Annotated in this window: 6 protein-coding genes and 1 pseudogene; 6 read left to right on the plus strand and 1 reads right to left on the minus strand. The window is 54.9% G+C overall.

From position 1 onward, the window contains the following. Positions 1 to 137 precede the first annotated feature (137 nt). From RR877_RS09465 to RR877_RS09475, 3 genes and pseudogenes are all read left to right on the plus strand, one after another. A complete protein-coding gene (locus RR877_RS09465) occupies positions 138 to 497 on the plus strand; it encodes a type II toxin-antitoxin system RelE/ParE family toxin (RefSeq protein ID WP_110234738.1) in 360 nt (119 codons plus the stop codon). Continuing rightward, positions 497 to 799, plus strand: a complete 303-nt coding sequence (locus RR877_RS09470; protein WP_280800720.1) for a helix-turn-helix transcriptional regulator — start codon at positions 497 to 499, stop codon at positions 797 to 799. The genes RR877_RS09465 and RR877_RS09470 overlap by 1 nt, the downstream gene beginning before the upstream one ends. 16 nt (positions 800 to 815) lie before the next feature. After that, a pseudogene (locus RR877_RS09475) lies at positions 816 to 1903 on the plus strand (NADH:flavin oxidoreductase/NADH oxidase). Here the strand turns inward: RR877_RS09475 and RR877_RS09480 are convergent. After that, positions 1900 to 3444, minus strand: coding sequence for an MFS transporter (locus RR877_RS09480; RefSeq protein WP_332628035.1), 1545 nt, complete (start codon positions 3442 to 3444; stop codon positions 1900 to 1902). The pseudogene RR877_RS09475 and the gene RR877_RS09480 overlap by 4 nt on opposite strands. Before the next feature lie 52 nt (positions 3445 to 3496). Between RR877_RS09480 and dnaK the strand changes: the two genes are divergently transcribed. The 3 genes from dnaK to RR877_RS09495 form a co-directional block, all read left to right on the plus strand. Further along, positions 3497 to 5368, plus strand: coding sequence for a molecular chaperone DnaK (gene dnaK, locus RR877_RS09485; RefSeq protein WP_332550536.1), 1872 nt, complete (start codon positions 3497 to 3499; stop codon positions 5366 to 5368). 2 nt (positions 5369 to 5370) lie between these two features. Continuing rightward, positions 5371 to 5991 (plus strand): nucleotide exchange factor GrpE, encoded by a 621-nt coding sequence (gene grpE, locus RR877_RS09490; RefSeq protein ID WP_332628037.1) that lies wholly within the window; start codon positions 5371 to 5373, stop codon positions 5989 to 5991. Between the two features lie 35 nt (positions 5992 to 6026). After that, a partial coding sequence (locus RR877_RS09495) for a DnaJ domain-containing protein (protein WP_332628039.1) occupies positions 6027 to 6357 on the plus strand: 331 nt, incomplete at its 3' end.

Genomic DNA, 6357 nt, shown 5'->3' on the forward strand with positions numbered 1-6357 from the left:
GTTCTGCACAGTTCGGTGCAATTCGAGATGTCAACGGATCCCCAACTCTTCGAGTTGGGGATCTGTTTGTTCTGCCAGAGTTCATTTCCGAGGTGAGCATATACACCTCTTGAGTTATATAACTTGAAGGTTGTATTATGGTGACGTGGGAAGTTGACGTTGAGTTGATCAAGATCTGGTTCTCCAGGCTGGATATCAACTCAAGGGCACAGGTTCAGGCAGCAATTGAGCTACTTGAGTCCGAAGGTCCACAGCTAGGCCGCCCGCTTGTTGATTCTGTCAACGGATCAGCACATAAGAACATGAAAGAACTTCGACCAGGGTCATCTGGCCGGAGTGAACTTAGAATCTTGTTTGTTTTTGATCCAGACCGAAAAGCAATCATGTTGGTCGCAGGTGACAAGTCGGGAACATGGTCAAAGTGGTACCGGACCAGCATTCGGAAAGCTGACCAGCTATATACGGAACATGTAGAGAAAAGAAAGCAGGCACAGTGATGTTGAGTCCAGAGCAACTATTTGCTGAGTACCCCTCTGACCCTGCCCAGGTTGAAGCGCATAAGAAGCGCATGATGGCGGAAGTGCGTGCATACCGTCTCAAGGAACTCCGCAAAGAACTTCAGATAACTCAGGTTGAACTTGCACAACAGTTACACGTTAGCCAGAACCGCATCTCTCGAATTGAACACGGTGACATAGAGAAGTCTCAGGTTGATACGTTGCGCAAATATGTGGAGGCCATGGGTGGAACCCTTCGCATCGACGTTGAAGTGGATGGCAAGAAGTTTCAACTGGCTTAGAGAGTAGCGTGGAGTTATGACCCAACCTGCGCTCTTCACACCCTTCACCGTTCGTAACCTCACCATCCGTAACCGGGTGTGGGTGCCACCGATGTGTATGTATAGCGCCCTGGGCAAAGACGGTATCCCTACCTCCTTCCACACCGCGCACTATGGTGCCATGGCACTCGGTGGAGCAGGACTCATCATTGTGGAAGCAACTGCAGTGAACCCTGAAGGGCGCATCTCTTTCCACGACTTAGGCATCTGGAACGACGAACAGGTTGCTGCTTTCAAGCCCATCACCGCATTCATGTCAGCACAGGGTGTTGCCCCCGGCATTCAGCTCGCGCACGCAGGACGCAAAGCTTCGACCTACCCAGGCTGGGGCTATGACGGAATCGATGGAACCGTGCCTGTCGAGGAAGGTGGTTGGCAGACGCTGGGACCTTCTGCAAACGCGTTCACGGGCTATGCCCAGGCGCACGCCATGAGTGAAGAACAGATTGGTCAAGTTGTGGCGGACTTTGCTGCTTCAGCTCGACGGGCTGTGGAAGCAGGGTTCAAGGTTCTGGAGATTCACGCAGCCCATGGCTACCTGATCCACGAATTCCTTTCACCTCTGACAAACGAGCGCAGTGATGACTTCGGCGGACCCCTCAAGCACGTCTGCTGCTCGACATTGTTCGAGCAGTGCGTGCAGAGATTGGCGAAGAACCCGTGTTGTTTGTTCGCTTCTCGGCAACCGACTGGGTTGAGGGTGGCTGGAACGAAGAAGAAACCAGCATTGTCACAGACTGGGTCAAAGACCTCGGTGTAGATGCTGTGGACATTTCAACCGGTGGGCTCGTTGCGGAGGCCAAGATTCCAACGGGACCTGGCTACCAAGTTCCGATGGCGCACTACGTGAAAGAACATGCACACCTGCCCGTGGCAGCTGTGGGCATGATCACCACAGCTCAGCAGGCGAATGAAATTGTGGAGTCAGGACGTGCTGATGCCGTGTTGATCGGTAAAGAGACTCTGCGCGACCCACATTTCGCTCTGCGCGCGGCAGCAGAACTGGGTGCAGAACTCGACTACGGCATTCCTCAATACCAGTGGGCGCCGTTTCCTCGTTCTTAGCGAATGAACTTTGCGCGCAGGGGAATCATCAACAGCAAACCTGCCAGCAGGACAATCACGATTCCAAGGATGCCGAAGTAGGTAGCTCCGAAGGCGCTGACGAAAATCGCAAAGAGTGTGGGTGCGAGGAAGCTCACGGCTCGACCAGTAGTGGCATAGAGGCCAAAGATCTCACCCTCTTCACCTTCGGGAGCAAGGTGTCCAAGAAAAGCTCGAGCAGATGCTTGAGCGGGGCCGACGAAGAAGGTGAGCATGAGGCCGCCTATCCAGAAGGCAGTTGCGCCACCATCGTGGAAAATAAACAGGCCGATACCGGTGAGGACCAATCCGATAAGCGCGATGACAATAACGCGCTTGGAGCCGATCTTGTCATCAATCCAGCCTGAGAACAGCACGCCAATACCGGCAACGAGGTTGCCGCCAATGGCGAAGAGAATGACTTCAGTAAAGCTGAGTCCGAACACTGTTCCTGCCAAGATGCCACCGAAAGCAAAGACTGCTGCGAGACCGTCACGGAAGACGGCACTAGCCAGGAGGAAGTAGAAGGTGGGGCGTGAGTTCTTGTACAGGTCTGCAATTTTGCGGAACAAGATTTTGTAAGACTCGATGATGCCAGCCTTTTTACCTGGGTGGGTGGCAATGTTCTCGGGAACATTGAACAGGACGGGCAAAGAGAACGCCAGAGCCCAGAGGGCGCCAAAGACGGCCACCACACGGATATTCATTCCGCCGTCGGTCGTCACACCAAACCAGTAGGGGGGATCACCCAGGATGAATCCGACGAGTGCAATCAAGAGCACAACGATGCCACCGAAGTAACCCATGCCCCATCCAAAGCCTGAGACGCGTCCCATGTTCTTGGGCGTGGAGACCTGAAGAAGCATGGCGTTGTAGTTCACATTGGCCATTTCGTAGAACACATTGCCTATGGTGAGCAGCACAATTCCGAGGGCAAAGAACTGGGGCGTTCCTTCAACAAAGAACATGGCAGCTGTAGCCGCGATCACGATGCCGGTGTTGATTCCCAGCCACAATTTACGCTTACCGCCAGCGTCGGTGCGTTGACCGACGACGGGTGCAATCGCGGCGACTGCCACTCCACCGATGGCCAATGCCCATCCAACCCAACTGGTGAGGTTGGCCTCGGCTGCTTGGAAGTTAGCCAAAGCGGGGCCGGTGGCCACACCCTCGCCACCAGCAGCTTCGTAAGCAGCAACAATCTTGGGATCGATGAAGTAGCTCGAGACGATGTATCGAGCAAAGACAAATGTCGTGATGAGCACACTGAAGGCGGAAGTTCCCCAGTCCCAGAGAGCCCATGAGATGACTTGTTTGCGGGGGACAGGGACAACTGCAGCGCCGGTGCTTGACATGAGTTCAGGGTATCTTGCCTGCGCAGTTACGGGGAAGAACTTGGGGTAAACAACCCATGAATCCAAAGTTGAGTCGAGAAAGCTCAAGATTTGCTGTGAACGCTTGACTCCATGTTGTTCCAGTGGCAAACTTGATACATCGAGACTCAAGTCTTGAACAGACTTCATATAAACACTGGACTTCCGGCCACAAGCCGGGGAGAAACAAGGAGAAAAACACATGTCACGTGCAGTAGGCATTGACCTCGGAACGACCAACTCGGTCGTTGCCGTACTCGAAGGTGGCGAGCCCACCGTTATCGCCAACGCTGAAGGTTTCCGCACTACCCCCTCGGTAGTAGCGTTCACCAAGGATGGCGAAGTACTCGTTGGAGAGCCCGCGAAGCGTCAGGCTGTGACCAACGTTGACCGCACCATTGCGTCGGTCAAGCGTCACATCGGTACCGACTGGACCGTTGCGATTGACGACAAGAAGTACACCCCTCAGGAAGTTTCCGCTCGTATTCTAGGCAAGCTCAAGCGCGACGCTGAGACCTACCTCGGTGACACCGTCACCGACGCCGTGATCACCGTTCCTGCTTACTTCAACGACGCTGAGCGTCAGGCAACCAAGGATGCCGGTGAGATCGCAGGTCTGAACGTTCTGCGTATTATCAACGAGCCCACCGCAGCTGCTCTGGCTTACGGTCTCGACAAGGGTAAGGAAGACGAGCTCATTCTCGTATTCGACCTCGGCGGTGGAACGTTCGACGTTTCCCTGCTCGAAGTGGGTAAGGATGACGACTTCTCAACCATCCAGGTTCGAGCAACCTCCGGTGACAACCGCCTCGGTGGTGACGACTGGGATCAGCGCATCGTGGAGCACTTGATCAAGAAGTTCAAGGAGACCACCGGTGTTGACGTGTCCAAGGACAAGATCGCTCTGCAGCGTCTGAAGGAAGCTGCTGAGCAGGCAAAGAAGGAGCTCAGCTCCTCCATGAGCACCAGCATTCAGCTGCCTTACCTCTCTCTGACCGAGAACGGCCCAGCCAACCTCGATGAGACCCTCACCCGTGCACAGTTCGAGTCGATGACAGAAGACCTCATTGCTCGCACCAAGAAGCCATTCGAGGATGTCATCAAGGAAGCCGGCGTCAAGGTCAGCGACATTGCTCACGTTGTCCTCGTTGGTGGATCGACCCGTATGCCTGCTGTGGCAGAACTGGTCAAGAAGCTCACCGGTGGCAAGGAACCCAACAAGACAGTAAACCCTGATGAAGTAGTTGCCGTTGGTGCTGCACTTCAGGCTGGTGTTCTTCGTGGCGAGCGTAAGGATGTTCTGCTCATCGACGTCACCCCATTGAGTCTCGGTATCGAGACCAAGGGTGGCATGATGACCAAGCTCATCGAGCGCAACACTGCGATCCCCACCAAGCGTTCGGAGACCTTCACCACTGCTGATGACAACCAGCCCTCGGTATCTATCCAGGTATTCCAGGGTGAGCGTGAATTCACTCGTGACAACAAGTCACTGGGTAACTTCGAGCTCAGCGGTATCGCACCAGCACCTCGCGGTGTTCCTCAGGTTGAGGTCACCTTCGACATCGACGCCAACGGTATCGTGCACGTGTCCGCTAAGGACAAGGGCACCGGTAAGGAGCAGTCGATGACGATCACCGGTGGCTCTTCTCTTCCCAAGGAAGACATCGAGCGCATGGTTCGTGAAGCTGAAGAGCACGCAGCAGAAGACAAGGCACGTCGCGAGTCTGCAGAGACCCGCAACGGTGCTGAGCAGCTTGCTTACTCCATCGAGAAGCTCATCAAGGAGAACGAAGACAAGCTCCCCGAGGACGTCAAGAACGAGGTCCAGGGCGATGTTGACGAACTCAAGACTGCTCTCGCAGGTGAGGATGACGCAGCAGTAAAGACTGCTTATGACAAGCTCATGGAAAGCCAGGGCAAGCTCGGCGAAGCAATCTATTCAGCTGGCCAAGCTGAGGGTGGCGCTGAAGGCGCTGCCGAAGGCGAAGCCGCATCGGATGATGACGTTGTTGATGCTGAAGTTGTCGAAGACGACGAGGCTGACGGATCGTCTGAGAAAGACGCTAAGTAAGCATGTCCGACCAGAACGAGAACCCAGTAGAGGAGCCCCTGAACGGGGGCTCCTCCGCAGGGGATTCCAACGGGGCTGGCGAGAACGCCGGTTTTGTTGAAGATCCTGGATACGACAACGCTGAAGGCATCTCTTTAGAAGATGCTGATGTTGAGACCTCTCTGACAGATGCCGACCTTTCTTTCCTTGAAGAGGCAGAAAGTGATCTGGCAGCAGAGCGTCTAGCTGACTTGCAGCGCGTCACCGCTGAATACGCCAACTACCGTAAGCGCACTGAAGCTAACCGTGAAATCGAACGCGAACGCATCATCAGTGACACGGTGAAGATTCTTCTTCCCGTTCTTGATGACATCGATCGCGCCGAGAAGCACGGCGATCTGACTGAGGGCTCCGCCCTGGCAGCCATCGCCGGCAAGCTTCGCGGTGTGACTGAGCGCCTCGGTCTTGTTGCCTATGGTGCAGCAGGCGATGTCTTTGACCCCAACCAGCACGAAGCAATTCTGCAGCAGCCCACACCCGGTGCAACTGCAGAGACAGTGCTGGATGTTGTTGAGACCGGCTACATGCTCGGCCTCACACAGGTTCGCGCGGCTAAGGTTGTCGTCGCTGTTCCTGCAGACTAAATTTTCCGAAACAACACATAAGAAAGGAGGCGCATATGGCCAGTCAAGATTGGTTCGATAAAGACTTTTATAAAGTCCTCGGCGTCTCCAAGGACGCTTCGGAAGCAGAACTGAAGAAGGTCTATCGCAAGCTTGCTCGCGAATTCCACCCGGACTCCAACCAAGGCAATGCCAAGGCGGAAGCCAAGTTCAAGGAAATTTCTGAGGCTTACTCCGTGCTCTCCGACAAGGAGCAGCGGGCAGAGTACGACCAGATCCGCGCCATGGGTTCCGGAGCACGCTTTAGTGCCGGTGGACCCCAGGGTGGGTTTGATGACGCGTTCAGCGGCTTCGGTCGCGGCGGTGGTCAGCAGTTCAACTTCCAGG

The sequence above is a fragment of the Aurantimicrobium sp. genome (assembly GCF_036667855.1).
Lineage (GTDB): Bacteria > Actinomycetota > Actinomycetes > Actinomycetales > Microbacteriaceae > Aurantimicrobium.